The 25,801-nt window shown below is 67.8% G+C and carries 26 protein-coding genes and 3 pseudogenes; 10 read left to right on the top strand and 19 right to left on the bottom strand.

Annotated elements, in window-relative coordinates:
• Nucleotides 1–6 precede the first annotated feature (6 nt).
• On the top strand, nucleotides 7–840 hold the full coding sequence (locus JOF29_RS13665; RefSeq protein WP_209694570.1) for an SDR family NAD(P)-dependent oxidoreductase: 834 nt from the start codon (nucleotides 7–9) through the stop codon (nucleotides 838–840).
• Nucleotides 841–905: 65 nt separating this feature from the next.
• On the opposite strand, the pseudogene JOF29_RS45940 reads toward JOF29_RS13665, so the two are convergent.
• From JOF29_RS45940 to JOF29_RS13650, 3 genes and pseudogenes are all read right to left on the bottom strand, one after another.
• A pseudogene (locus JOF29_RS45940) lies at nucleotides 906–1,175 on the bottom strand (substrate-binding domain-containing protein); the annotation flags it as partial.
• Nucleotides 1,176–1,182: 7 nt separating this feature from the next.
• Nucleotides 1,183–1,419 (bottom strand): annotated as a pseudogene (locus JOF29_RS46315) (pPIWI_RE_Y domain-containing protein); the annotation flags it as partial.
• 98 nt (nucleotides 1,420–1,517) lie between these two features.
• Complete coding sequence (locus tag JOF29_RS13650; RefSeq protein ID WP_209694569.1) at nucleotides 1,518–1,712, bottom strand: hypothetical protein; 195 nt, start codon at nucleotides 1,710–1,712, stop codon at nucleotides 1,518–1,520.
• Here JOF29_RS13650 and JOF29_RS13645 point away from each other — a divergent pair.
• The 4 genes from JOF29_RS13645 (at nucleotide 1,707) to JOF29_RS13630 (ending at nucleotide 4,735) form a co-directional block, all read left to right on the top strand.
• Nucleotides 1,707–2,492 (top strand): acyl-CoA dehydrogenase family protein, encoded by a 786-nt coding sequence (locus JOF29_RS13645; RefSeq protein ID WP_209694568.1) that lies wholly within the window; start codon nucleotides 1,707–1,709, stop codon nucleotides 2,490–2,492. The two genes, JOF29_RS13650 and JOF29_RS13645, sit on opposite strands and share 6 nt — an antisense overlap.
• Nucleotides 2,493–2,526: 34 nt before the next feature.
• Nucleotides 2,527–3,522 (top strand): NADP-dependent oxidoreductase, encoded by a 996-nt coding sequence (locus JOF29_RS13640; protein WP_209694567.1) that lies wholly within the window; start codon nucleotides 2,527–2,529, stop codon nucleotides 3,520–3,522.
• A gap of 25 nt (nucleotides 3,523–3,547) precedes the next feature.
• Nucleotides 3,548–3,775: a MerR family transcriptional regulator gene (locus JOF29_RS13635; protein WP_209694566.1), complete on the top strand. Its 228-nt coding sequence runs from the start codon at nucleotides 3,548–3,550 to the stop codon at nucleotides 3,773–3,775.
• Nucleotides 3,776–3,895: 120 nt separating this feature from the next.
• On the top strand, nucleotides 3,896–4,735 hold the full coding sequence (locus JOF29_RS13630; protein ID WP_209694565.1) for a sulfurtransferase: 840 nt from the start codon (nucleotides 3,896–3,898) through the stop codon (nucleotides 4,733–4,735).
• A 6-nt stretch (nucleotides 4,736–4,741) separates the two neighbouring features.
• On the opposite strand, the gene JOF29_RS13625 is transcribed toward JOF29_RS13630, so the two are convergent.
• The 7 genes from JOF29_RS13625 to JOF29_RS13595 are packed head-to-tail and all read right to left on the bottom strand — an operon-like array spanning nucleotide 4,742 to nucleotide 13,628.
• A complete protein-coding gene (locus JOF29_RS13625) occupies nucleotides 4,742–5,731 on the bottom strand; it encodes an aldo/keto reductase (RefSeq protein WP_307863310.1) in 990 nt (329 codons plus the stop codon).
• Between the two features lie 10 nt (nucleotides 5,732–5,741).
• Nucleotides 5,742–7,106, bottom strand: a complete 1,365-nt coding sequence (locus tag JOF29_RS13620) for an NtaA/DmoA family FMN-dependent monooxygenase (protein ID WP_209694564.1) — start codon at nucleotides 7,104–7,106, stop codon at nucleotides 5,742–5,744.
• Nucleotide 7,107: 1 nt separating this feature from the next.
• Entirely contained in the window at nucleotides 7,108–8,538 is a 1,431-nt protein-coding gene (locus tag JOF29_RS13615) for an NtaA/DmoA family FMN-dependent monooxygenase (RefSeq protein WP_209694563.1), read from the bottom strand.
• Between the two features lie 8 nt (nucleotides 8,539–8,546).
• Complete coding sequence (locus JOF29_RS13610; protein WP_307863309.1) at nucleotides 8,547–10,214, bottom strand: dipeptide ABC transporter ATP-binding protein; 1,668 nt, start codon at nucleotides 10,212–10,214, stop codon at nucleotides 8,547–8,549.
• A complete protein-coding gene (locus JOF29_RS13605) occupies nucleotides 10,201–11,076 on the bottom strand; it encodes an ABC transporter permease (protein WP_209694562.1) in 876 nt (291 codons plus the stop codon). The genes JOF29_RS13610 and JOF29_RS13605 overlap by 14 nt, the downstream gene beginning before the upstream one ends.
• A 1-nt stretch (nucleotide 11,077) precedes the next feature.
• On the bottom strand, nucleotides 11,078–12,010 hold the full coding sequence (locus JOF29_RS13600; protein WP_209694561.1) for an ABC transporter permease: 933 nt from the start codon (nucleotides 12,008–12,010) through the stop codon (nucleotides 11,078–11,080).
• Between the two features lie 4 nt (nucleotides 12,011–12,014).
• Nucleotides 12,015–13,628, bottom strand: coding sequence for an ABC transporter substrate-binding protein (locus JOF29_RS13595; protein ID WP_209694560.1), 1,614 nt, complete (start codon nucleotides 13,626–13,628; stop codon nucleotides 12,015–12,017).
• A 183-nt stretch (nucleotides 13,629–13,811) separates the two neighbouring features.
• On the opposite strand from JOF29_RS13595, the gene JOF29_RS13590 reads away from it, so the two are divergent.
• Genes JOF29_RS13590 through JOF29_RS13580 form a run of 3 tightly spaced genes read left to right on the top strand, consistent with a single transcriptional unit; the run spans nucleotide 13,812 to nucleotide 15,619 of the window.
• Entirely contained in the window at nucleotides 13,812–14,243 is a 432-nt protein-coding gene (locus JOF29_RS13590) for a transposase (RefSeq protein ID WP_209694559.1), read from the top strand.
• A gap of 9 nt (nucleotides 14,244–14,252) precedes the next feature.
• Nucleotides 14,253–14,687, top strand: coding sequence for an OsmC family protein (locus JOF29_RS13585; RefSeq protein ID WP_209694558.1), 435 nt, complete (start codon nucleotides 14,253–14,255; stop codon nucleotides 14,685–14,687).
• Nucleotides 14,684–15,619 carry a sulfurtransferase gene (locus JOF29_RS13580; protein WP_209694557.1) on the top strand — a complete coding sequence of 312 codons (936 nt, stop codon included), beginning with the start codon at nucleotides 14,684–14,686 and terminating at the stop codon, nucleotides 15,617–15,619. The genes JOF29_RS13585 and JOF29_RS13580 overlap by 4 nt, the downstream gene beginning before the upstream one ends.
• Nucleotides 15,620–15,735: 116 nt before the next feature.
• Here the strand turns inward: JOF29_RS13580 and JOF29_RS13575 are convergent, their stop codons facing one another.
• Genes JOF29_RS13575 through JOF29_RS13540 form a run of 8 tightly spaced genes read right to left on the bottom strand, consistent with a single transcriptional unit; the run spans nucleotide 15,736 to nucleotide 23,208 of the window.
• Nucleotides 15,736–16,596 carry an SDR family NAD(P)-dependent oxidoreductase gene (locus JOF29_RS13575; protein WP_209694556.1) on the bottom strand — a complete coding sequence of 287 codons (861 nt, stop codon included), beginning with the start codon at nucleotides 16,594–16,596 and terminating at the stop codon, nucleotides 15,736–15,738.
• A complete protein-coding gene (locus JOF29_RS13570) occupies nucleotides 16,593–17,765 on the bottom strand; it encodes a mandelate racemase/muconate lactonizing enzyme family protein (RefSeq protein WP_209694555.1) in 1,173 nt (390 codons plus the stop codon). Before JOF29_RS13570 ends, JOF29_RS13575 begins: the two co-directional genes overlap by 4 nt.
• 7 nt (nucleotides 17,766–17,772) lie before the next feature.
• Nucleotides 17,773–18,816, bottom strand: a complete 1,044-nt coding sequence (locus tag JOF29_RS13565) for a beta/alpha barrel domain-containing protein (protein WP_209694554.1) — start codon at nucleotides 18,814–18,816, stop codon at nucleotides 17,773–17,775.
• 28 nt (nucleotides 18,817–18,844) lie between these two features.
• Nucleotides 18,845–19,834, bottom strand: coding sequence for an ADP-dependent glucokinase/phosphofructokinase (locus JOF29_RS13560; RefSeq protein ID WP_209694553.1), 990 nt, complete (start codon nucleotides 19,832–19,834; stop codon nucleotides 18,845–18,847).
• Complete coding sequence (locus JOF29_RS13555) at nucleotides 19,798–20,073, bottom strand: hypothetical protein (RefSeq protein WP_209694552.1); 276 nt, start codon at nucleotides 20,071–20,073, stop codon at nucleotides 19,798–19,800. The genes JOF29_RS13560 and JOF29_RS13555 overlap by 37 nt, the downstream gene beginning before the upstream one ends.
• Complete coding sequence (locus JOF29_RS13550) at nucleotides 20,070–20,945, bottom strand: carbohydrate ABC transporter permease (protein ID WP_209694551.1); 876 nt, start codon at nucleotides 20,943–20,945, stop codon at nucleotides 20,070–20,072. The genes JOF29_RS13555 and JOF29_RS13550 overlap by 4 nt, the downstream gene beginning before the upstream one ends.
• A complete protein-coding gene (locus tag JOF29_RS13545) occupies nucleotides 20,942–21,880 on the bottom strand; it encodes a carbohydrate ABC transporter permease (protein WP_209694550.1) in 939 nt (312 codons plus the stop codon). Before JOF29_RS13545 ends, JOF29_RS13550 begins: the two co-directional genes overlap by 4 nt.
• Nucleotides 21,877–23,208 (bottom strand): extracellular solute-binding protein, encoded by a 1,332-nt coding sequence (locus JOF29_RS13540; protein ID WP_209694549.1) that lies wholly within the window; start codon nucleotides 23,206–23,208, stop codon nucleotides 21,877–21,879. Before JOF29_RS13540 ends, JOF29_RS13545 begins: the two co-directional genes overlap by 4 nt.
• Before the next feature lie 118 nt (nucleotides 23,209–23,326).
• On the opposite strand from JOF29_RS13540, the gene JOF29_RS13535 reads away from it, so the two are divergent.
• On the top strand, nucleotides 23,327–24,316 hold the full coding sequence (locus JOF29_RS13535) for a LacI family DNA-binding transcriptional regulator (protein WP_209694548.1): 990 nt from the start codon (nucleotides 23,327–23,329) through the stop codon (nucleotides 24,314–24,316).
• A gap of 118 nt (nucleotides 24,317–24,434) precedes the next feature.
• On the opposite strand, the gene JOF29_RS13530 is transcribed toward JOF29_RS13535, so the two are convergent.
• On the bottom strand, nucleotides 24,435–24,767 hold the full coding sequence (locus JOF29_RS13530) for a type II toxin-antitoxin system PemK/MazF family toxin (RefSeq protein WP_209694547.1): 333 nt from the start codon (nucleotides 24,765–24,767) through the stop codon (nucleotides 24,435–24,437).
• Between the two features lie 248 nt (nucleotides 24,768–25,015).
• On the opposite strand from JOF29_RS13530, the pseudogene JOF29_RS13525 reads away from it, so the two are divergent.
• Nucleotides 25,016–25,672: pseudogene (locus tag JOF29_RS13525) on the top strand (IS701 family transposase); the annotation flags it as partial.
• Between the last annotated feature and the right edge of the window lie 129 nt (nucleotides 25,673–25,801).

The raw sequence follows: 25,801 nt of genomic DNA, 5'->3' as shown, positions 1-25,801 counted from the left end.
TCGAAGGTGCCGTTCCCATTCCCCGATGTCTCCGACATCCCCCTTAGTGAGCTGATCTCCCTGCGGGGCCGCCGTGCGGTCGTGACTGGAGGCGCTCAGGGTCTGGGAAAGGCGATCGCCGCTCGGCTCGCCGAAGCCGGCACGGACATCGTGATCGCGGACCTGAACGAGGAACTTGCCGGCGCAGCGGCCGAGGAGCTCGCCGCTCGGTTCGGCGTCAAAGCGCTCGGTGCGCGCGCTGACGTGTCTGACACAGACTCAGTCGCTCAGGTCGCCGACCGTGCTCTGGCCGAACTCGGAGGCCTTGACGTCTGGGTCAACAACGCCGGGCTGTTCCCCAACGCTCCGGTTCTGCAGATGCCGGACGAGATGTGGGATCAGGTGTTCGCGGTGAATGCCCGAGGCGTGTTCCTGGGGTCCCGGGAGGCCGCGCGGCGGATGGCCGTGGACGGCCGTGGCGGCGTCATCGTCAACATCATCTCCACGGCCGGCTTCAAGGTCGCCTTCACGGGAATGGCCGCGTACGTGGCATCCAAACACGCCGCCCGTGGGCTCACCAAGTCACTCGCCGTCGACCTCGCGCCCCTGGGCGTCAGGGTGCTCGGCGTGGCCCCGAGCTTCGTTCCCACCGAAGGCAATCTTGCCGCCGCGCAGGCCGCCACGGAACAGGCAGCTGCGGCCGGCATCGAGATCTCTCCGCCGGACGTGATGGAGCACAGCCGGATCGGGCGCCTCGGCGTTCCGGACGACATCGCGCGAGTAGTGCTCTTCGCCGCGAGCGATCTCTCGATGATCATGACCGGCAGCACCCTCCTCGCCGACGCAGGCGAAACCATCTGACCCCGTGGTCCCCCGGTGCGTGCCGGACGGCCGACGAGGCGAACCGGAACCGTGGTACTGCTTCGGACCACCGAGGAGGTCTCGACCACGGTCTCGCGTGGCCGGTCGTCGCGGTTCTCGATGCAAGGTACGGCGGACTCGACGGCTGCGGCGCCGAGAAGTTCGGGGTCTTGGCGGACGGTTGTCATGTCGACCGACGACAACCGCGCGATCGGGGCGTCGTCGAACCCGGCGACCGATACGCCCTCGGGGACGCGTACTCCGTTGCGGATCACGGATCCGCATCCCGATCGAACAGAGCCTGCGTGTAGTCGCTCGCGATCTCCACGCCTCATTGCCGAGCCGGCCGTCCGCATCGAGGAGCACCAGACCATCGAGCGCCCCGGGCTCGTCGGCCTGCGGTAACAGCTCACTGAGCGGCCGATGGAGGGCCGCCACCAGCTCAGCCGGCGCCACAGGACCGGATCCCGGGCCGTACGCATGCATGACCATGCCACACATCCGCGCGACCTCGCGCCACGCCCGTGGTTCCTCCCGACGCAGCGGCCATGCCGCTGCAGCCCTAAGAGCCGCGGTCACGACGACGCGATGCTGCGGGTGAGAGTAGTCGGCTGCCTGACGGTTCCGTCGCTCTCGAACCAGGTGCACAGATCACGGACCGACGCGACAGTACGACGTCACGAACGGCGGCGCGACTGACGCGACGGCATCAACTTGTAGAGATTGCTTCGGTCCGTGTAGAGCTTCCGCGCCAGCTCGGCAACGTTGACGGGCGCGCCGCCGGCCTGCTCCACGCGATCGATGCCCTCCATCGTCACCCGCAGGGATTGACGAGCTTGTGCCAGCAGCGCGTTCGCTGCTTCCCGATGCACAAACGCCGCGGCGACCTTGCTCGCGAACGGACCGAGGTCGGCACCGATCTCCTCTTCGCCGACTGGATCTCGGTCGGCGGCGTCCGTGCCGACGAGCGCGTCTCCGTCAGCGTCCGCGCGGACACGCCGGGGGTGAGCCGGTCCGACGACTGGGACGGGTTCGGTCAGCGGCTGACCGGCAGCGGTACGACGGTGTTCGAGAATGTGCAGATCGCGCCGGAGAACGTCTACCAGTTCCGCGACCGCGGGCCGAGCCACCTGCTGGCGTTCTTCCAACTGGTGCTGCTGGCAACCCTCGCGGGCATCGGGCGCGCCGTCGTCCGGGACGCCGTCGAATTCGTCCAGCCGCGAACCCGGACGTACGCCGCAGCCGTGAACCCGGTACCACGCGAAGATCCGCTGGTACAGCAGGTGATCGGCCAACTGTCGGCCTGGTCCTTCACCGCCGACGCCGCCGTACTCGCCGCTGCCGAACACACCGGCCAAGCGGCCGACGCCGCGCGCGCCGGCACACTCACCCCGGACCTGGTCGACGCCGCCGACGTCGCCACCTATCAAGCCCAGCTCACGGTCATCGACCTGGTGATGCGCGCAGCAACCACTCTGTTCGAAGTCGGCGGCGCCTCGGCCACCAGCACCAGCCGCCAGCTCGATCGTCACTGGCGCAACGCCCGGATGGTCTCGTCGCACAACCCGGCCATCTACAAGTCCCTCCTGATCGGCGACTACCTCCTCAACGGCACCTCCCCGAACACCGCCTGGACCGCGGCTCGCGGTTGACCTTCACGCGCACGTCAAGGTTTAGCGTCGCGCCATGACTCTTCCTCCCACCGGACTCGCCGCTCACCTGCGTACCCGGCCCCGCGGACTGCCCACCGCCGACGACTTCGAGATCGCACCGGTCAGGCTGGCCTCGCCCGGGCCGGGTGAGGTCGTGGTGCGCAACCTGTTCCTGTCCTTGGATCCGGCGATGCTGATGCTGATCGCTGGGCTGCCCGGCCTCCCGATGCCGATCTACGAGATCGGCGAGCCGATGTACGGCGCGGCCGTCGGCGAGGTCGTCGAGTCACACGACCCGGCGCTGCCGGCCGGTGAGCTCGTCCTGCACCAACTCGGCTGGCGCGAGTACGCCGTCGCGCCGGCCGCGCAGTTCCGCCCCGTCGAACGAGGTCCGGAGTCGCCGTCGATCCACCTGCACTCCGGACTGGTCGCGTACACCGGCCTGCGGCTCGCACCGTTGCGGACCGGCGACACGGTCTACATCTCCAGCGCGGCCGGAGCGATCGGCAGCCTGGCAGGCCAGATCGCGAAGCTCCTCGGAGCGGGACGGGTGATCGGAAGCACCGGGTCGGCGCAGAAGGTCGGAAGGCTGATCGACGACCTCGGGTACGACGCGGCGTTCGAGTACCACGACGGACCCGTGGCCAAACTGCTGCGCGCATCCGCCCCGGACGGGATCGACGTCTACTTCGACAACGTCGGCGGCAGCCACCTGCGGGCAGCGATCGACGTACTGAACCCGCACGGGCGGATCGTGCTGTGCGGCGCGCTCGAACATCAGTTGAGTGACTCGGCCGATCCGCGGATCGACCCGTTTCCACTACTGGCCAAGCGAATCACCGTGCAAGGCTTCACCGTCGGCGAGCACCAGGACCTTGCCCCAGAGTACCGTCGGCTGCTTCGCGACTGGCTCACCGCGGGCGCCATCCGGCCGGCGGAGACCATCGTCGACGGACTGCGGAACGCGCCACAGGCCCTGCTCGACCTGGCGAACGGCAACCGGGTCGGGAAGACCGTCGTACGGCTGTGACGTTGTCCCTGTCGGAGGTGAGCGGATGCTGATCGGTGAGCTGGCTGAGCGGACGGGTACGACGCCGCGGACCCTGCGTTACTACGAGGAGCGCGGACTGCTGATCCCGGACCGGACAACGACCGGGTACCGGCGCTATCCACCCGCGGCAGAGGCCCGGGTGCGCCACATCCGCGAACTGCTGGCACTCGGCTTCACGATCGCCGACCTGCAGGACACCGCAAGCCTGCACGACTCCCGCCTGGCCTCCTGAGCCAGGACCGCGTTTGCACTGTCCGCGATCCGGTCCGATATATAGCTAGCGCTAGGTGCTACTTACTATGGTGGTGTTGCTACATATCAACTAGCACGTAGCTAGCGAGGAGTGAGTCCGATGGGCGTAGCGGTCACTCAGGCGGTCGTCATCTCGGCCGGGCAGCTCATGGCCCGGGTGCGGGACGGGGCGGAGACCGTCGTGCTCGAGGTCGGGCGTGACTCCGACGCGGAGTATCTGGAAGGCCACGTACCAGGGGCGCACGCCGTGGTGCTCGGGAGGGATCTGTTCGGGCGCCGTACCGATGCCTCGGGCAACGGCCCGCTGCCTGATCCCGCTGAGTTGCAGGAGCGGCTTCGGGGCTGGGGGGTGGACCACGACAGCACCGTCGTCGTGTATTCGCGGGAGAACCCGGCGGTCGCCACGCGCGCCTGGTGGACGCTGCGCTGGGCCGGTGTCACGGGGGCCCACTATCTCGAAGGCGGTCTGCAGGCCTGGGAGGAGATCGGTGGTGCGCTGGATACCGTGGTTCCCACGCCGGGCGAGGGCTCTGTGGTCGTGCGCGCCGGCTCGTTGCCGGTGCTCTCCCCCGAGGAAGCGGCCCGGATCGCGGTCAGTGGGCATCTGCTCGATGCACGCGGTACGGCGGCGTACCTCGGCGATCCGCAGCTGCCGCGCGTCGGGCACATCCCTGGTGCGCACAGTGTTCCCGGCTCCGGCAACTTCGCCGATGGCAGGCTGCTGGAGGCCGAATCGCTCAGAGACCTGTACTCGGCGTATCTCGACGGTCGGGAGATCGGTGCGTACTGCGGGAGCGGGGTCTCGGCGACGACGACGGTGCTCGCGCTGGCCCAGCTCGGGATCGAGGTGGCGCTGTTTCCGGGGTCGTGGTCGCAGTGGATCACCGACCCGAGCCGACCGTCGACAACGGGCGATCGGCCCGGGGTCTACCCGTCCTGAGCCGCACTATCCGCGGTCGACCACTCCGGGGCCGCCGGAGAGATCGCCGGTGAAGAGACCGCGCAGCTCGGCCTCCTCGTCGGCGGTCGGGGCCCACCGGGTGGCGAGGACGTTCTCGTCGAGTTGTTCCGGGACTGTCACGCCGGCGATCACGCTGGTCACGGTCGGCTGGGCGAGGAGCCAGCCGAGGGCGGCGGTGCTGGGTGTGACGTTCCGGTCGCGGGCGAACTGCTCGAATTTCGCCAGCGCCTCCCACGGCGCAGATCGGAGCAGGTACCGCTTGAGGTTGGTGATCTTCGCTTCCACCGGTGCGTGATCGGCGGAGTACTTGCCGGTCAGCAGGCCGTTCTGCAGCGGGAAGTACGGGATGAAGCCCAGCCCGTAGTGCCGCAGGGCCGGGATCAGCTCCTCCTCGGGCTTGCGCCAGAGCAGGTTGTACTCGTCGGTCGTCGAAACGAAGCGGCTCAGGCCGTTGTCGCGGGCAACATGATCTGCGTCGGCCAGCTGCCAGGCCTTGAAGTTCGAGGCGCCGACGTACCGGACCTTCCCGGACCGCACGAGCGTGTCGAGTGCCGACAGTGTCTCCTCGATCGGCGTGAGCGGGTCCGGGAAGTGGATCTGGTAGAGGTCGATGTAGTCCGTGCGCAACCGCCGCAGCGACTCCTCGACCGCGGCCACGATGTACTTCCGGGCTCCTGGGCGCGAGTACGACGGACCGTGTTCCACCGCCAGGTTCCGGCCGAACTTGGTGCCGATGACAACCTTCTCGCGGCGCTTGCCGATCGCCGCGGCGAACAGTTCCTCACTCTGGCCGGGGCGGTCGCCGTACCCCTCGGCCAGGTCGAAGTACGTCACGCCGAGGTCCAGCGCGCGATCGACGATCGCGGTCACGGTGTCCTGGCCGGTCGCGCGCATTCCGGTCCGGCCGAACGTGCTTGCGCCGACCCCGATCTCGGACAGCACCAGCCCGGACGCTCCTAGTTGCCGATGACTCACAGCGTTCTCCTCAGTAGTCGTCGGTGTCGAGCAGGCCCTGCAGCGTGGGCGCCTCGTACTCGGTCCGGAAGATCCCGCGCCGCTGCAGCTCGGGTACGACGAGGTCGACGAAGAGATCGGCGGGACCCCGGTGGTACGGCGGGAACAGCTGCACACCGTCGAGCACGTGCTCCTCGAGGTTCTCCTCCAGCCAGTCCGCGATCTTCGCGGCGTCGCCGACCACGGCCGGCTGCTGCTCGTGCCGCGACCGCTGCACGTACTGGTACAGCTCCCGCAACGTCGCGTCCTCGCCGACCTGGGCGGTCAGCACCTGCCGCAGCAGCTCCCGGTCGTTCTTGACGTCCCGCGCCCGGTCGCTGATGAACGGCTTGAGCGCCCCGTCGTCGAGCGACTCCACGTCCACCACGTCGAGCACCCGCTCGGTGTCGCGCACCCGCGACAGGTCGACTCCCAACGCGGCGGAGAAGGCGGACGGGATCTCCTCGGTCAGCTGCAAGGCGTTGATCTCGTTGAACTTGGCGACCGCCTCGCGGGTGGTGCCGGCCAGGTAGAACGTGATCCCGGGGATGATCTTGAACTTCTCCGGGTCCCGTCCGTTCGCCGCCACCCGCTCCTTCAGCTTGCGGTACTCCTCCTTGCCGCGGCTGATCCCGAAGTACGGCGAGAACCGCACCTGCGCGTAGTCCGCCCCGAACCGCAGCGACTCCTCCGACAACCCGACCTGGACGATCGGGATGTGCGGCTGCACCGGCGGCGGCACGTTCAACGGGCCGCGTACGTCGAAGTGCTCGCCGTGATGGTCGATCTGGTGCCACGACCCGGGCCTGATCAGCGCGCCGCCGGCCTTGTCGTCGAGTAGCAGGTCGTCGTCCCAGCTCTCGTACAGCAACCGGTTCACGACCGCGGTGAACTCCCGGGCCCGGTCGTACTTCGTGGTCTCGGTCGGCATCGGGTTCTTGCCGTAGTTGCCGATCGGGTCGCCGTCGCGGTCGATGCCGAAGACAACGTTCAGCGCGGTCCGGCCGGCGGTGAAGTTGTCCAGCGTGGCGAGCTGGCGGGCGATCCCGTACGGGTGCTCGAAGGACGAGTTCACCGACATCAGGAAGCCGAGGTTCTTCGTGAGCGCCGCGGCGTACCCGGCGTACACGAAGTTGTCCCAGCGGTAGATCCGGTTCAGCCGGTCGGGCTCGCTGCCGAGCGCACTGCCGGCGAACACGTAGTCGAGCTTGCCGCGTTCGGCGGTCCGGGCGATGTCGAGGATCACGCTCGGGTCGCGGAGGCCGGTGTTGGATGCTTCCGGCAAGCGCCAGGCATCGAGGTCCCAGCCGGTGCCGTACGCCGCCAGGCCGAGGCGCAGCTTCCGTCGATTCGACATGTCACTCCTGTGTGAACGTGTTGGGCGGGACCTCCAGGCCGAAGTGCCCGCGGAAGGTGCCGGTGGTGTACTCGGTGCGGAACACGCCGCGGTCCTGCAGGATCGGCACGACCTCGCCGGTGAAGCGTTCGAGCTGGTTCCACAGGAACGGCGAGTTCACGTTGAAGCCCTCGGCGGCGCCGCGGTCGAACCAGTCGATCAGCGTGTCCGCGACATGTTCCGCAGTACCGATCACCAGCGGGAACCCGCCGGCAACGGCCGCGTGCAAGAGATCGCGCACGCGTACTCCCCCGGCATCGACCGTACGGTCGGTCCGATCGGCCAGCGCCCGCACCAGGCCTGCGCCGTAGGAGTTGAACCGCTCGGCGATGTCCGGCTTGATCACGCCGTCCAGGCCCAACGGTCGCAGGTCGGCGCCGATCCGCTCGGACAGCGAGCGGACGCTGCGGATCCCCTGCGGGAGCGGGAACCGCGAGGCGGTGATCCGCTCCCAGTCCGGGCTCGACCAGAAGGACTCGTCCTGATCGCCGTCGACGAGGTCGTCGTCGAACGGCAGCAGCGTGTTCAGTTCCTCGTACAGCTCGATCGCGTCGGCGCGGGTGTCGCCGATCAGCGGCGCGATCCCGGGCAGGAAGTAGATCGGATCCTCGCGCCCACGCAGCCGTACGGCGCGTTCCCGGACGTCGGCGTTGAACGCGATCGACTCCTCGGCCGTCGCGGGACCGGTGAAGTTGACGTCGGCCCACTTCGCGGTCAGCTCGCGGGACAGCTCCGACGCGCCGGCGTACAGCAGTGGAATGTGCCCCTGCGGCGAGCGCTCGACCGGCAGCGTCCCGGCGACCTGGAAGTGCTTGCCCTGCCAGTTCAGGCGATGGATCTTGCTCTCGTCGACGTACCGGCCGGTGCTTTTGTCCTGCAGGTAGGCGCCTTCCTCGATGCTGTCCCACAGCTTCTGGATGACCGCGATGAACTCGTCGGCCCGCTCGTACCGGTCCGCGCCGCCGAGGTCGGGCAGGCTGAAGTTCTGCGCGGCAAGGTCGTTGGCGCCGAGGACGACGTTCCACGCCAGCCGCCCGCCGCTCAGGTGGTCGAGCGACGCGGTCAGGCGGGCCAGGATGTACGGCTCGTAGAACGTCGGATGGGCCGTGACGACGAGGCCGATCTTCGAGGACTGCAGCGCCAGCTGCGACGCCAGCGTGAACGGTTCCAGCCGGCCGGTGTTGTGGGTGGTGATCCACTGCTCGCGGACGATGTCGCCCGGCAGTGTGTCGCCGAGGAAGAAGAAGTCGAACTTCGCATCCTCCACGATCCGCAGTGCCTTGGCCGCGTACTCGAGCTCGAACGCGTGTGCGGTCGGTGCGTCCGGGTGCCGCCAGCCGCCCCAGTGGGTGCCGTTCAGCCAGTACATGTAGCCAAGGTGGAGCTGGCGCATGGATCTCCTCATGAGGAAAGTGCGGACGATGGTTCAGCGGCGCCCGGGATCGACGCCAGCAGTTCCCTGACGTAGTCGGTCCGCGGCTGGGTGAGGATGCCGAGCGCGGGCCCGTGCTCCACGATCCGTCCTTGCTGGAGTACGACGATCTCGTCGGAGACTTCGGCGATCACGCCGAGGTCGTGGGAGATGAACAGGTACGTCAGCGCGAGCTCGCGCTGCAGGGAGCCGAGCAGGTCGAGGATCTGACGCTGCACGGTCACGTCGAGCGCGGACACCGGCTCGTCCAGGATCAGCACCTCGGGCCGCGGGGCGAGCGCCCGGGCGATCGCGACCCGCTGTCGCTGGCCGCCGGAGAGTTCGGCGGTGTACCGGTCGGCGACCGACGCCGGAAGACCCGTGACCTCCAGCAACTCCGCGATCCGGTCCGCCCGGTGACCCGAGCGGCCGGACCCGCTGGAGCGACCGGCCGTGGTGCCGGTCTTGTGCCCGCTGAGCGGTTCGTCGAGGATGGCGCGGACCGTGGCGCGCGGGTTGAGCGAGGCGAACGGATCCTGGTACACCAACTGCACCTTGCGGTACAGCTCGGCCAGTCCCGCGCCCCGCCGGTGGTGCACGACCGGCCTGCCGTCGATCTCCACCGCGCCGGCATCGGCCGGCGTCAGACCTGCCAGCATCCGTACCAGGGTGGTCTTCCCGGAGCCGGACTCGCCGACAATGCCGAGCGTCGTACCCTTGCGCACCTGGAACGTGGCGTCGGCGACCGCGGTCACCTCACCGAACGCCTTTGTGATGCCCTTCGCCTCCACCACGACAGGCGAGTCCGCAGGCACCGTCCGCGAGTACTCCAGCCGGCTGTTTGCCGCACGGACACCGGAGAAGCCGAGCGACGATGCTCGCAGCAGTCGTTCGGTGTAGTCGTCGCCGGGGTCCGCAATCACCTCCGCGGTGCGTCCGCTGCGGACCAGTCGCCCGTCCTTCAGTACGGCGATCTCGTCCGCCCGCTCGCCGGCGACGCCGAGGTCGTGGGTGACCAGCAGAATCGCGAGGTCGTCGATCTCGACCAGGCTGGACAGCAGATCCAGTATCGTCTTCTGCACGGTGACGTCGAGCGCGGTCGTCGGCTCGTCGGCGATCAGCAGCCGCGGCCCGGTGCTCATCGCCGCCGCGATCAGGACCCGCTGGCACATGCCGCCGGACAGCTCGTGCGGGTACCGCGAGTACAGCCGCTCCGGGTTCCGCAGCCCGACCTTCGCGAACAGGTCGATCACGCGCTCCCGGCGGTCCGCCTTGGACGCGAGACCGTGGGCGCGCAGCGGTTCGCCCGCCTGGACGCCGACCGGCATCAGTGGGTTCAGGCCGAGCAGGGCGTCCTGCGGGATATAGCCGATCTCCTTGCCGCGCACGTTGCGGTACTGCCGTTCGGACAGACCGGTCAGAGTCCGGCCGCCGAGCGTGACCTGTCCGTCGGCGATCCTCCCGTTCTCGGCCAGGGTGCCTGTGACCACGCGGCCTAGGGTGGACTTTCCCGACCCGGACTCACCGACGACGGCGACGACCGTACCGGCCGCGACCGTCACACTCACCTCGTCGAGCACCCGGGCCACCGGCCGTCCGGGCAGACGGAACTCGACGCCGACCTTGTCCACGCTGAGCAGCGGTTCAGGCGATGACACTGGTCCTCCCGCGGTTGAACGACCGGCCGATCCGGTAGACGGCGAGCACGGTCAGGACGATGACGAGTCCAGGCAGCAGGCTCAGCCACCACTGCACGCCGATGAACGTGCGGCCCGCCGCGACCAACAGGCCCCACTCCGGGGTCGGCGGTGGCGCGCCCAGACCGAGGAAACTCAGCGCGGCGACGGTCAGGATCGCCGTACCGATGTCCATCGTCGCGGCGGCGAGCACCGAGCGGGACGCGTTCGGGACGACGTGCCGGAACAGCCTGTAGACGTATCCATGACCGGCGAACACCGATGCCTCGACGTACTTGGCGTTGCTGACCTTCAGGACCTCGGCACGCATCAGCCGGGCGAACCCCGCCGTACTGTTGATGCCGATGGCAACGGCGATGTTCAGCGTGCCGCGGCCGAGCGCGGAGATGATCGCCAGCGACACGATCAGGCTCGGCACCGCCAGCATGATGTCGACGACGCGCATCAGCACGCTGTCGACCGCGCCGCGCAGGGCGCCGGCGATCAGACCGAGCAGCGAGCCGCTGATCAGGCCGATCAGGACCGCGACCACGGCTGCCTGCAGCGACAACCGCGCGCCGTACACGGTCCGGGTGAACTGGTCCCGACCGAAGTCGTCGGTGCCGAACAGGTGATGGGCGCCCGGCTGCACCAGCATGGACGACGCGTCCTGCTGCAGCGGGTCACCAGAGACGAAGAGGCCAGGGTGGATCGCGGCGAGCAGGATCACGATCACCCAGAGGTACGACGCCAGCAGTGCGGGCGACCGGAGCACGCCGGCTGCCCAGCCGCGCAGGGCCCGCGAGGGACCGGGCGCAAGAGTCTCGAGCTCGAGGATTGCCATCTCACGCGTCCAATCGGATCCGCTGGTCGATCAACGGGTAGACCGCGTCGACCACGAGGTTGACGACCACGAAGATCACCGCGCTGATCGTCACCGCGACCAGGACCAACGGCATGTCCCGCCCGTTGACCGCGTCCACCACCAACCGGCCGACGCCGAGGCGGGAGAACACCGTCTCGGTCAGCACGGTGCCGCCGACCATCACGCCGACCGTGGTGCCGAGCGACGTGATCACCGGGAGCGCGGCGTTCTTCAGCGCATGCCGTACGACGATGTCGAAGCGGCTCAGGCCCCAGTTCCGCGCGGTCTCGACGTACGGCGAGGTCAGCGCGCCGCGCAGGTTGGCCGTCAGCAGTTGCGAGATGCTGCCACCACCCGCGACGGCCAGCGCGACCGATGCCACCAGCAAGCCGCCGAAACTCTTGTCGCCGACCGCTTTGATCAGGTGCAACTGGAACGCGCAGACCTGCAGCAACACCAGGCCGACCAGGAACGGCGGGAGCGACACCGCGACCGGCGGCAGCGAGATCAGCAGCTCCCGTGCCCACCGCCAGTTCGTCAACTCGATCACGACCGAGAGGGTCACGCCGAGCACGACGGCCAGCAGCAGTCCGAGGAACGCCAGCTTCAGGGTCTGCGGGAACGACTCGAAGTAGACCTGCACGGCCGGGCGCCGTTGATAGACGCTCTGCCCGAAGTCGCCGGTCAGCGCTCCGGTCAGGGCATCCCAGTACTGCACCAGCACGGGCCGGTTCAGGCCGAGCAACTCCCGCTGCTCGGCCAGCAACTGCTTCACGTCCGCACCGTCCGCACCCGCGGTCAGACCGCCGGCCGCGTCACCCGGGACGATGTAGAGCAGGAAGAACGCCCCGGTGAACGCTCCCCAGATCACGATCACGCCGTACAGCAGCCGGCGTACGCCGTACCTCAGCATCGCCCTACTTCTTCGCAAGCCAGGCGTCGATCAGGTACTGGTCGAGACCCACCGGCTTGATGTCGTGCAGCCGTGGTGAATGGGCCCAGACGTCGACGTCGTTCGAGACCGGGATGTCGTACGCCTGCTCGACCAGGATCCGCGACGCCTGATCGACGAGCTGCTGGCGTTTCGCCTTGTCGATCGTGTGGTTCTGCTGCTGCAGCAGCCGGTCCAGCTCCTGGCCCTTCGAGTCGTCCTTGGCGATGAAGCTCCGGTTCGAGCCGGTCGTGGTGCCGTAGTTCGCCCGCAGTACGTCGGGTTCCGGCGACGACGCGTACCAGTACGCGACGTCGTACGTGCCGCTCAGCAGCTTCTCGTTCGCCTCGGCTGCCAGCGGCGGGTCGAGCACCAGCTCGATGCCGATCTTCTTCCACTGGTCCTGCAGCACCTGGAACGCGGCATCGTCGCGCGGCGCCCGCAGGGACAGTTGCTGACCGGCCGCGTTCACCCGGATGCCGTCGGCACCGATCTTGCTCCAGCCGGCCTGGTCGAGCAGCGACTTGGCCTTGTCCGGGTCGTACTTCAGGAGCGCGCTCTGGTCGGAGTAGAACGGGTTGTCCTTGCTCAGCGGGCCGGTGGCCGGTTCGTCGATCCCGCCGGAAGCGATCTTCACCAGCTCCTCGCGGTTCACCCCGACCTGCAGCGCCTGGCGGACCCGGACGTCCTTCAGGAACTTCGACGACGAGTTGATCGGCAGCTCGAGACCGGTCGCCGGGTTCAGCGTCTTCGAGATGGTCAGGCCCGCGCCCTGCAGCTGCGGGACGTACTTCGCGTTCACCCAGTAGATGAACTGCAGCTCGTCGTCGCCGATCACCGCGCCGTTGCGGACCGAGTCCTCCGGGATGATCTTGTAGACCACCTGATCCAGGTACGCCGGACCGTCGTGCTTGAAGTACGCCGGCGCCCAGTGGTAGTCGTCCCGCTTCTTCAGCACGATCCGCTGGTTGGGCACGTACTCCTGCAGGTAGAACGGGCCGGACCCGTCGATCCACTTCTGCCGCTCGGCCACCGGCAGCTTCGCGGTCTTCTCGGACACGATCCCGACGTACGCCCGTGACAACGACACCAGGAACGCGGCGTTCGGCTGCCCGAACTGGACGGTGATGTCGTGCTCGGTCGGCATCGTGATCTTGCTGATGCCCTGGACGATCGTCTTCGCGCTGGAGTGGATGCCGGGCCGGTTCAGGCTCTCCAGGTTGGCCTTCACCACGGCCGAGGTGAGCTTCGTACCGTCGTGGAACGTCACGTCGTCGCGCAGCTTGAACGAGTACGTCCGCGCATCCGGGCTGACCGTCCAGCTGGTCGCCAGCCACGGCTCGAGCTTCTTGGTGTCCGGGTTGTAGAACACCAGCGAGTCGGACAACGCCCGAGCGACCGTCCGCCAGACCTGGTTGACCACGGCCGCATCGATACCGGTCGGGTCCGCGCTCAGGCCGATGTTCAGAGTGCCGCCGTTGCGGTCCGCCTCGGCCACCTGGGCACCGGCGGCGGTCTGGCCCCCGTTCCCGGAGCAGGCTGCGGTGGCGAGCAGGGCGAACGCGGCGACCACTCCGGCAAGCCGACGGAAACGGGACACAGCGGATTCCTCTCGATAAAAGATCACGCGGCGCTATATAGCGGAACGCCTGGATCGTGTGATGCCGCCATCGTGACACGGCCACGAGGAGCGTCGGAGCATGTCTCATATGTCGAGCAACTTAGTCGACTTTGAGTCGTGATATCGGATACATAACCACTTGTGCTCACGTAGTATCAGGTCGTGGTGTTCGACAAGAAGTACAGCGACGACGTGCGAGAGCGTGCCGTCGAGCGGGTGCTGCAGCGCCGGCGGGACGAGCCGGACAACCGCTCGATCGTCCGCGAGGTCTCCGAGGAGTTCGAGGTCGGGCCGCAGTCACTGCGCAAGTGGGTCGCGCGGTACGACGACGGCAGCTACGACTACGACGCCGGCGACCCGGACGGCTGGGACGCCGCCCCCGCGCCGACACAGGCACCGGCGCCGCGGCCACGCAAGGGCGGCCGCCGGGAACTCGAGGCGACCATCGCGGAGCTGGAGCACCGGATCGCCGTACTCCAGGAGGACAACCGGTCACTGACCCGGGTCGTCGCCCTGCTCGCCGACGAACTGCGCACCGCGACCAACCGCGTCCAGCATCCGGAAGCGCTCCTCGGCGAGACAACTCGTTCATAGACTTGTGCGATGAACGACCGGATCACTGTCGTCAGCAACCTGCACGGCCAGACCACCGACGTTCGTGGCCGCTACACCCTCAGCGGACCAGGTTTCGAGCTGGTCTCCGACGGTTCGGTGCGCAGTGGTGGTCCCGGTGAAGAGGCGAGCTCGCTCGACCTGCTGGTCGCCTCTCTGGTGTCGTGCGCGCTGAACGCCTTCCGGCACGACTTCGTCGAGAGCGGGCAGCCCGAGCGGCAGGTCGAGATCTTCGCCCGGATCGAGCGCAAGGTCGAGGGTGACTACCTCGGCACACTCATCATGGAATGCTTCATCGACGGCGTCGACAACCTGACCGCGGACCAACTCGTCGCCGAGTACAAGAAACGCTGCCGCATCTACAACGCCCTGAAGGACAGCCTGCCGGTCGTCTTCGTGCCCCACACCTCCGAGCTACAGCCATGACGAGCGGCCTCGCCACGACGTCGTACCTGCTCGATGCCGCGACCGCGCTTCGCGAGGCGACAGAACTGGTCTTCATCGAGGTCAGTCCGTGGCGGGTGATGGCCGCGGGTCCGGACCGCATCGCCGGCCGCATTCCAGGCGCGCTCGCCACCTCGATCAAGTTCGACTTCGCCGGGACCCCCACCGCAACCAGCGGACATCTACCACTACCCGCGCCGGGTCACCTGCATGCCGCATTGCGCTCGCGCGGAGTCCGGCCAACCGACAACGTCATCGTCTACACCCGGCGCATCGAGGAGCTCTCGTCGGCAACCCGAGCCTGGTTCACGCTGACCTGGGCAGGCTTTTCCTCCGTCCGTGTCCTCGACGGCGCCCTCCCGGCCTGGACGAACGTCGGCGGACCAACGGAGTCCCTCGAGGCCACTGGACCGACAGAGCTCCCGCCTCCCGCCGCTGGACCGACGGCGCCGTCTTCAGGGCGTTCCGTGCCCGGCGTCGACCTCCCGGTACCGCCCAGCGTGCGGGTTCTCGACGCAGCCGAGGTGCTCGAGATCTCGCAGTACGGCACCCTGCTCGACGCGCGACCTGCCCATGCCTACAACGGCCTCGCCGACGATCCCCGCAGTGGCCACATCCCACATGCCGTCCACGCACCTTCGAACCACCTCGTCACCCCGGACGGCCGGTTGCGCCCGGCAACCGAACTCCGCAGGTGGTTCCTCCAGCACCGCGCAATCGGCGCACACGAAGTCGGTGCCTATTGCGGAGGCGGCGTCTCCAGTTCGCTCCTCGTCTTCGCAGCAGCCCTGCTCAGCCAGCCCATCGGTCTCTACGTCGACTCCTGGTCAGCCTGGTCCGCCACCCCCGCCCTCCCCGTAGAACAAGGCACAACCCCCACCCCCTCCCCCGACCTGGACACCGACTGCACCTGACCACAATTCCTCGAAACAACGGGGTGAACGCCAGAGAGATCGCTGGGGTCGTGGTTCCACTCGATACAGCACCCCAGCGCAGTTGGGACGGCGTACTCACCTTGAGGGCTGCTGGCTCACCGGGTTCTCAGTCGGAGTCGTGACGGAAAGTCGATGAGCGTGTTGGGAGTCGCGAGTGCGTCGGGCTCCACCTGTGGCGGGCGTGCCTGCACTGCCAGTCCACCATCCACGTTGAAGATCTGGCCGGTCACGTAGCTGGACTGGTTCGAGGCGAGGAAGAGTACGACGTCCGCGACCTCGGATCCATGGCCGGTGCGGCCGAGTGGGATCTGGGCGGAGCGGACATCGGGCTGCCCGTCTGCGCGGGTCCAGTCGAGGGGATCATCCTGCACGTCGATGGTGCCGGGGCGGATCGCGTTCACCCGGATGTTCCAGGGCGCGAGGTCGACTGCCACCGCGCGCGTGAACGACTCCATCGCCCCTTTCACCGAGTCGTACGGTATGTGCCTGCGGTGCGCCCGGGCCGCACCGTGCGAGCTGATGTTGACGATGCTGCCCGACCGTCCCGCCCTCGCGAGAGAGCGTGCAACGCGCTGGGTCGGCGCATAGAACAGGGTGGTGTTGACCGCAACGAACCGTAGCCAGTCGTCGGCGTCGACCTGGAGAAAGGGCAGGAAGCTCGTGGCGCCGAGCCGGGCGTACGCGTTGTTGACCAGAACGTCGATCGTACCGAGCTCGGCCTCGACACGATCGATGGTGTCGTCCACGACATCCACGTCCGAGAAGTCTCCGATCGCCGGGAAGGCCACGTGCCCTGCCGACCGGAGTTCGCCAGTGACGGCTTCGGCGGCGGCCGGGTCGACATCCGCGACCGCCACCGCGGCTCCGGCTTCGGCCAGCCGCCCGGTGATGGCCCTCCCGATGTTGTGGCCGGCACCGGTCACCAGCGCCACCCGCCCGGTCAGGTCCGTCGTCATCGTGCCCCCATACCTTGGTCGGTGGATGTTCGGGTCACGGCGTGGGCGCGGATCCAGTCCTCGTCGATCTCGACTCCGAGGCCAGGCCCGGTCGGCACTGGAACACGGCCTCCCGCTGCCCTGATCGGCTCGCGCAGCACCGAGTCCCGCAGCGGATTGACGCCTTGGTCGAACTCGAGCAACGCCACATCCGGCCCCGTCAGCCCGAACGGAGATCGGGTCGTCGACGCCAGGAGCTGCACGGTCGCGGCCAGCGCGATGCCGGATCCCCAGCAGTGCGGCGAGAAGGCCAGGTTGGCCGCGACGGTCATCGCCCGTACGGCGGACGCCTCGGTGAACCCGCCGCACTTGGCCACGTCGGGCTGCACGATGTCGAACCATCGTTGCTCGATCGGCTGCACGAACTGGAACCTGGTGAACAGCGCCTCGCCGGCCGACGTGGTAATGCTCAGGTCTCGCAGTTGCTGCCAGCCCGCGTAGTCGTTCGCCGGCAGCGGCTCCTCGACCCATTCCGGCCGGTATCCGGCGATCGCGTCGTACGAACGGCGCAGTGTGCCGAGGGTGTTGTTGCCGTTGTAGTCGACGATGACGCTACCGTCCGGTCCCACCGCCTCGCGGGCGACCTCGACCCGGGCGGCGTCTTCGCGAGGTGAGGTCCCGATCTTGAGCTTGACCCGGCCGAATCCCTGCTCGACATGCCGATCGAGCGTCTCGCGCAGAGCGCCCAGGTCGCGCTCCGGCGTGAGATAGCCCGTCGACGCGTACGCCGGGACGCTGTCGGTCACCTGTCCCCCGAGGAGGAACGCGATCGGCACGTCGAGTGTCCGGGCCCACGCATCCCAGACGGCGATGTCGAGGCCGCTCAACGCCGCGACCGCCAGGCCTGTCGAGGCGACATGGTACGCACGGTTGACAGGCTCGAGCAGGAACTCCTCGCGTGCGTGCAGCGGGCGGCCGATCAGTTCGTGGGCCATCGCGGCGAGCGTCGGCTGGACCTGGCGAGGTGGCCCGAAGCTCTCGCCCCAGCCGACGACACCGTCCGAGGTCGTGACCTTGACCGCTGTCCCGATGCGGTGCTGGACGAGCACCCTGGCCGTACCGTATCCCGCTCCGGGCAGGCGAGCCTCCAGCCCGAAACTCTCGACCCGCGCGACTGTCGGACTTGTCATGCCCGGCTCAGGCCGCGCCGGCGGACAGCTTCTCCGCCGAGCCCTGCTCATGGTTCTGCCAGCCCTCGTACCAGAACTCCGGGAACCGCTCAACGGCGGCGTCGAGGTCGATCGCAAGCTCGACGGCACGACCGTTCGCGGAGGTCGTCGCGTTCAGTCGCTCGAGCCGGCTCCGCAACTGGCCGATCAGCCGATCCCGCTCGTCGTCGTCACGCGTCACGGCGACCTCCTGCCAGACCGAGCGACCGGCCATGTAGCCGGAGGCGCCCGCCGAACAGCCGATCCGCAGTTGTTCGTCGAAGTCCTCGAATCCGACACCTCCGGACAGGAGAACCCACGGGACTCGCGTATTCGCCGTGACCTCGGCACACGCCTCGTGAGAGCGTTCGGCGCCACGCTCGTCGCCGAGGTATCCGGGGAACTCGAGCTTCAGCAGATCGGCTCCGAGGCGGTCGGCCTCGATCGCGGACTCGACGATCCCCTGCACGCGGCGCTCCCGCCACGGTGCGGACGACGTGTCCTCCCCGATCAGCGGGTACCAGATCGGCTCGACCACCATCGGCAGGCTGTACCGGGCGCTCTGCTCGACGAGTTGCGCCAGTACTCCGCGCTGGTGATCCGCCACCTCCGCGTCTGCGTCCGGGCGGAAGAACCACAGGAACTTGGCCACGTCGGCGCCGATGAGTTTTAGCTTCTCCATCGACCAGCCCGCACGCAGCCGGCTCCGCCGGGGACCCGGCGGGATGTCGTACCCCTCGTCCCCGATCTCGACGATGTAGCCGGTCGAGCTCGTCATCGCACCGCTCGCGACCAGGATCGGACCGCCGTACCGGACATCGGTCAGCACCCCGGAGACGCTCGGTTCGACCGCCCGGAGTACCCGGTCCTTCAGGGCGACGATGTCGCGAAAGGCCACCGCGTCGGGGTCTTCCGACAGCATCGTCTTGAGTACCCGTTGATGGTCGAGGGCACAGATCTCGAGAAACCCGTTACCGGACAACACACGCTGGAGCGAGCGAAGCTTCCCGGCGTCTTGGATCACGAAGGTCATCAACTTCTCTTTTCTCGTAGAATTCTGGTCAGCTGTTGGCTGCGTGCACCAGGAGATGGCCGCTGACGAAGGTGTCGCCCAGGCCGATGGTCGAATGGGGTCGCGTCAGATACGGGCTCGAGGCAACAGTTGTCCTCCAGCCGTCGCTGCTCGTCTCGGCAGGTATGCCCGACGCGAAGTCGCTCCGGGACGGAACGCGCCAGCGGCCCAGCGGGCGCCCACTCTCAGCGCGACACGCCGCCGCCAGGCAGCCGGCGATCAGCGCGAGCCGCTCGCGCTCCGGGTCGGAGGTGTGGACACTGAGCGCCCATCGGTCCGAGTGCACCACGACCCGCGACACGCCGTGGTGATCCGCGAAGCCCGCGGCTTCCCGGCCGATGTCTCGCCCTGGGCCGACCAGCGCCTGGAACTCGTCCTGACTCATTCCGATCGAGTGAATGTACGGCGCCACCGCGGCCAGTACCTCTCCCAGTTCGGCGACGCTCCGGTACTCGGCGAGCTCGAGATGAACGGTCGGCACTCCTGCCTCGCGCCATGCATCCAGTACACCTACAACACGGCTGAGCGCGGCCGATCGGCCGGAACCGAGCCCGTTGAGTCCGCTCACGAGCCCCACACCAGCGGAGATGGTCGGGCTCAGTACGTCGAAGTGCGGATCATGCTGCAGCGCCTTGCGCTGGAACACCACCGTGATGCGGCTCGAGCGATCGATCCGAACGCCCGCCGCCTCGGTTCCCGCGGTGAACTCCAGCGCATGATTGGCCGGCCGGGAAACATCGCCTGGCTCCGGCTGGAGGTCCCCGGCCGGACTGACCCCGCCCGGTGTCGCAAGCCGGATGTTGGGATCGACCACCGCCAGTTGCCTCGGTGATCGATCGGCCAGGCTGAGCAGCGGCCGAAGTCCTATCGAGGCCCAGCTCCAGCAGGCTTGTAGCGACGTACCGCCTGGCTGGTGTCGCGCAGGCTCACCGACCAGGTCGGTCAGGTGCCGCTCGCCCAGCGGATCGTCGATGAACAACTCGCGTCCAGCCCCGCGTGCAGCCGGCGTTGCAGCTCGCGCAGTCCCGCCGCGAACTCTGGCGGAAACTTGTCGGGTGCTGCGAGGAGTAGGGTGCTCAGCCCTTCCGGCCCGATGTGATGAACAGCGTCGATGGTGGAGGTGAATCCCGCGACGATCGGGCGTGCGGATGCGACCATCACCGGGAGCTGGTCGGCCACGTCCTGGTACTGATCGCGCCACGATGCCTGTGCGGTCACGCCTTCACACCGCCGGAGGTGAGGCCGGTGACGATCCTGCGCTGGAAGATCAGCACCAGTACGACGAGCGGAACCGTGACGACGATGGACGCCGCCGCCATGTCGCCGAGCGGTACGTAGTCGAGGTCGGTGAAGTTCACGATGCCCACCGAGACGGTCTGCCGGTCCTGCGTGCTCGTGAAGGCGAGTGCGAGCATCAGCTCGTTCCAGTTCCCGATGAACGCGATGATCGCGGCCGTCGCCATCCCCGGCGCTGCCAGCGGCAGGATGACGCTCCAGAGCGTACGGAGTTTGCCGGCGCCGTCGACAGCCGCGGCTTCGTCGATCTCGCGCGGGATGCTGCGCAGATGCGTGTGCAGGATGAACACCACGAGCGGGACACTCAGACCGATGTACGGAGCGATCAGGGCCAGATACGTGTTCAGCAGAGCGGTCTCGCCGAAGAACCGGTACAGCGGTGTGACGACCGCGATGTGCGGGAACATCGACATCGCCAGCAGGAGGCCGAGTACGAGCCCCTTGCCGGCGACCCGCAGCCGCGCCATCGCATACGCACCGAGCGTGCCGATCGCCAGCGTCAGAACGGTGGATATCGTTGTCACCAGCAACGAGTTCTGCAGGTAGGCCGCGAAGTTCCGGGGACCGAACACGTTGCGGTAGTGCTCAACGGTGAAGGGAATCGGAAGCCACGACGGCACCTTCTTGGTGAGGTTCACGTCCGGCTGGAACGAGGCGTTGAGCTGCCACAGGAACGGACCGATCGACCACGCGACGATGCCGACGACGAGCACCGTGAGCACTGCGGCTCGGGTACGACGGCGCGCGCGGCGGGACAGGTTCGGCAGTCGTACAGGGTTCGCCACCGTCGTCATCCGAGCCTCCTTGACTGACGAACCAGGAACGCGACGAAGATGCCGGCGATGAGCACCTCGGTGATGAAGGTGACGGTGATCGCCGCCGAGCCGTACCCGATCTGAAGACCGGAGAAGACCTGCTTGTAGGCGTACGTCGACAACGTCTCGGTGGATCCGGCCGGGCCGCCACCAGTCAAGGTGTAGGGCAGGTCGAAGATGCGGAACGCGTCGAGTGCTCGGATCAGCGCGGCCACGAGCATGGCCGGCGCGATCATCGGCAGGACGATCGAGGTCAGCCGGCGGAACGCCCCGGCACCGTCGACGATCGCGGACTCGCGGAGCTCGTCGGGGATCGTCTGCAGCGCCGCGAGGATCAGGATCGCCATGAACGGGGTGGTCTTCCAGACGTCCGCCGCCACGATGGTTGCCAGCGCGGTCGAGCCCTCCCCCAGGAAGTTCACATAGCTGTCGATCAGGCCGACGCGCTCCAGCACGTAGTTCACAACCCCGACCTGCCCGTCGAACAGGCGCTGGAACATCTTCGACGCCGCGACCGTCGGGATGGCCCACGGGATCAGTACCAGGGCTCGCACCAGGCCGCGGAGCGGGAACTTCTGGTGCAGTACCAGAGCGAAGGCGAGGCCGAACAAGGTCTCGAGTGCCGTGGACGCCACCGTGAACGTGATCGTCTGCCCCCAGGCTCCGCGGAAGTACGCATCCGACAGCAGCCGGGAGAAGTTCGCCAGGCCGACGAATCCGTTCTGCTTGCCGGACAGCACGGTGTCGTGGAACGAAAGCCAGAGCGTGTCCGCCAACGGGTACAGCGAAATGATCGCCGTCGCGACCACCGTCGGCAGCAGCAACGCCCACGCGAAGACGCCACCGCTCCGGGTCCGCCGGCGAGATCGCGTCGGGGCGGCCGTCAGGGGTACCGACTCTCTCAGCACCGTCATGAGGCGACGATGCGTTCGATCTCGGAGCGAGCGCGTTCGAGGTTCGTCTTCACATCGCCCTTGCTGATAGCGGTCGAGACCGCAGCCTGCAAGGCGAGCGACACCTGGGCGTAGTGCGGCGTCACCGGCCGCGGCACCCCAGCGCCACCAACCTGCCGGGTCACCGCGTCGGCTACCGATGTGCCCTTGATGCCGGCCTGCTCGTAGAACCCGGTCTGTGCCGAGGTGTACCCGAAGCCGTCGTAGAAGGTCTTCGCGGTCTGTGGCTTCGCGATCCACTTGAGGAAGTCGAGCGCACCGTCCTTGTTCTTCGACGACTCTGCGATGCCGAGCTGATATCCACCGAACGTGGAGCCGCTGAGGCCTGCCCTCAGTCCGGGAAGATTCGCCAGCCCGGTCTTCCCGGCGACCTGGGAGATCGAGGGGTCCTGCGTGCGCAGCCACGCCGACGACCACATCCGCATGAACGGTGCCGACCCGCCCCAGAACGACCGCCGGGTGGGCTCCTCGTCCCAGGACAGTACGTCGCGCGGCGAGATCTTGGTGCTGTTGATGGTGTCGTACATGAACTGCACCGCCTCGACCGCCGGGGCGTCGGCGATCGTCACGGTCTTGTGGTCCGGCCCGAACACCGAACCGCCACCCGCCGCGATGAACTCGACGGCGTTGGCGACCAGTGCCTCGGACTGCTTTCCCTGCCAGAGGAATCCCAGTTTGGCCGCGCCGGAACCGGTCAGCTGACGAGACTGCTCGACGAGCGCCGACCAGGTCGCCGGTGGTTTCAGCCCGGCGGCCTTGAGCAGATCGGTCCGGTAGTACAGCATGCCGGCCGCGATGACGAACGGCATGGCGACCAGCTTCTGCTCGTAAGTACAGGCCTCCACCACAGCGGGGAAGAACTGCTTGCGGTCGGTCGCACTGAACGAGCTGGACAGATCCATCGACCATCCCGCGGCAGCGAACTCCGCCACCCACACGATGTCGAGCATGAACGCGTCGATGCTGCCGTCGGCCCGGTCGAGCGTCTGCACAAGTTGCTGATGTACCTCGGTGCTGGACGACTGCGTCGGCAGCTCGCGCAGGTTGACCTGATAGCTGGACTGCGAGTCGTTGTACAACTGGACGAACTTGGCCAGCGTCGTCGTCTGGCTTGGCATCGACGTGGCCATGAAGTTCACGACCTTCCTGCCGTTGGCGGCCGTACCGCCTCCACCACCTTGGCTGCAACCCACCAGCGCCGGACCCGCCGCAACCGCTCCCGCCCCGAGACCGAGCAACTTCAGGTACTCACGCCGGCCGATACGTAGCCGGCTTCCGCCGTTCTCCATGGGACTCTGCCTCTCTCCACTTGCAACGTGTTTCATTGTTGCTGTAACGTTGCGCAACGGCAGTCAAACAGCAGCATCCCGCCTTCGTCAAGAGTTGAATCGAGAAGAGGTCACGCCCATGACGGTCACGGTTCGCGACATCGCCAGGGAGGCAGGCGTCTCGGCCGCCACCGTTTCGCGCGCCCTCGCGCGACCGGACAGCGTCGCGCCGGACACCCGCCAACGCGTCATCGAGGTCGCTGGCCGGCTCGGCTACGTGGCCGCACCGTCACGCCGATCCGACGGCCGTTCGGCCACTGCCTCGATCGGTCTCGTCGTACCGGATCTCGACAACCCGACGTTCGCGTCACTGCTCAAGAGCGCCGAGCAACGCTGCCGCGTCCGCGGGTACGCCGTACTCGTCGGCGATTGCGAGAAGGACGCCGAGATCGAAGCGGACCTGGTTCGCGATCTGTCCGGCCGCGTCGACGGGCTGGTCATCTGCTCTCCACGGAGCGAGCCCGGCACGATCGCCGCCTTCGCGGAACAGGTGCCCCTGCTCGTCGTCGACGGTCACGGGGAGGGACTGACGAGTGTCACCGTGGACTACACCGGCGGTATGGATCAGGTCGTCACCCACCTGACGGCGTTGGGGCATCGCCAACTGGCGTACGCCGGCGGCCGTACCTCGACGTGGTCCGAGCTGGAGCGACGAGAAGGACTTCGCCGCGCACTCGCCGAACGCGGCCTGCCGGAGTACGTCGATCTCGGCGCCTTCACCGCCGGCATCGCAGGCGGCTACGCGGCCGCCGACCAACTCCTCGCGACACCGGCGACCGCGATCGTCTGCATCAACACCCTGGTTGCGCTGGGCTTGATCAATCGGCTGAATCAGCGCGGCTTGTCGGTCCCCGGCGACATGAGCATCGTCGAGTTCGACACCGCCAACACCTCCCGGTTGGCATCGCCGTTACTGACCACGGTCGCTCCCCCGCCCGGCACGGTCGGCTGGACCGCCGCCGACGTCATGGTGCAGACAATCGAGAACCCGGCCGACACCGTCAATTCCCGCAAGATCCCGGTCGAACTCTCCATCCAGCAATCCACCGGCGCCCCACGTAGCTCCTAGTACTCCAGCCGTAGATCGTGATCTTGTGAACGGGGGGGGCGCCACTGATCTGGCGCGGCCACCATTGACCATCTCGACGAGACCGGCCGCGCCATCGGCGGCGTCCGTCCCTCTCTGCCTACTTGAGTCCACCGAGACGAAGGGCATCCTCGATCTCGCTGAGCTTCGCGGACGGCAGGACGCCCGCCTGCCCTATCAGGTCTTCTCTGGCCAGGGTGACCAGCCAAGTGCAAGGGATGAGGTCGGGACGTGGAAGTGCGACTCTCAGGACGCCTTCGAGAGGCAGTCCTTCGGGGGCACCTACTGCCACCTCGACTGCCACGCCGCTGAGATCGGTGCCCGCGGGAGCGACAACCTGCGTCGCCAAGAAGCCGGACGCCTCTTCTCCCGACAGCAGTACGACTGCCCGCTGCTCGTTGAAATCTGCCCACCAGACTTCGCCGCGTCGCATAAGTCCTCCTGACACGGGACGGCGCGCCTGCGGCGCCCCTTCGACCGCCGCCTACTCCAGGCAGAGATCGCAATGTTGGCGGAGCGGGCCGGGATGACCAAGGGCGGGGTCAACGTGGCTGGTCAGGGCCGACGATTAAGACGGCCGCGGCCACCGTTGATCATCGGTGTGTGAAGACTGAAGATCATGCCGTGGCCGCAGGTCACAGCCTAGACCCTGCTCGATGGCAAGAGGCGTTCGAATGCCTGATGGGCCGGATCGCGGGCCGGTTCAAGCGGGTCGAGCCCCGACGCCGGGTCCGGCGATTGGTGCTCGGGCTCCTGTCGGACCTGCCGCGCAAGAACTGCTGGACCATCGCCGAATGGGCCGGCGAGTCCACACCGAACGGCATGCAGCACCTGTTGGGGCGGGCCAAGTGGGACGCCGACGCCGTCGGTGACGACGTGCGAGGTTACGTGGTGGAGCATCTGCACGATGACCAGGCGGTGCCGGTGGTCGACGAGTCCGGCGACGTGAAGAAGGGCACCGGCACGGTCGGCGTGCAACGCCAGTACACCGGCACCGCAGGCAGAATCGAGAACACCCAAGTCGCCGTCTACCTGATCTACGCCGGTCAGCGCGGACACGCCGCAGTGGACCGGGAACTGTACGTTCCGCGCTCCTGGACCTCCGACCCCGAACGCTGCCGCACTGCGGGCCTTGCCGGGGAGACCGCCTTCGCCACCAAACCCGAACTGACCGAGCTGGTGCGGGTCGCTGGATCAAGGTTGCGAGTGGAGGAGTTCTTCCAGTCCGGAAAGGGCCTGGCTGGACTGGACGAGCACCAGGTCCGCCGCTATGCGTCCTGGTTGCGCTGGGTCACCCTCGCCATGCTCGCGCACGCCTTCCGCACTGTCGTCCGGCGGACGAACACGTCCGCAGCCCTGCACCGGACGGCCTCGCGCCGCTCACCTGTAACGAGATCCAGCGCCTGTTCATCACCCTCGTCGTCCAGCCCGTCCACACCGCTGCCTACCGACTCGCCTGGTCCACCT

Source organism: Kribbella aluminosa (assembly GCF_017876295.1).
Lineage (GTDB): Bacteria > Actinomycetota > Actinomycetes > Propionibacteriales > Kribbellaceae > Kribbella > Kribbella aluminosa.
The sequence above is the reverse complement of the archived record's forward strand: the minus strand, read 5'-3'. Positions and strand labels throughout refer to the sequence as shown.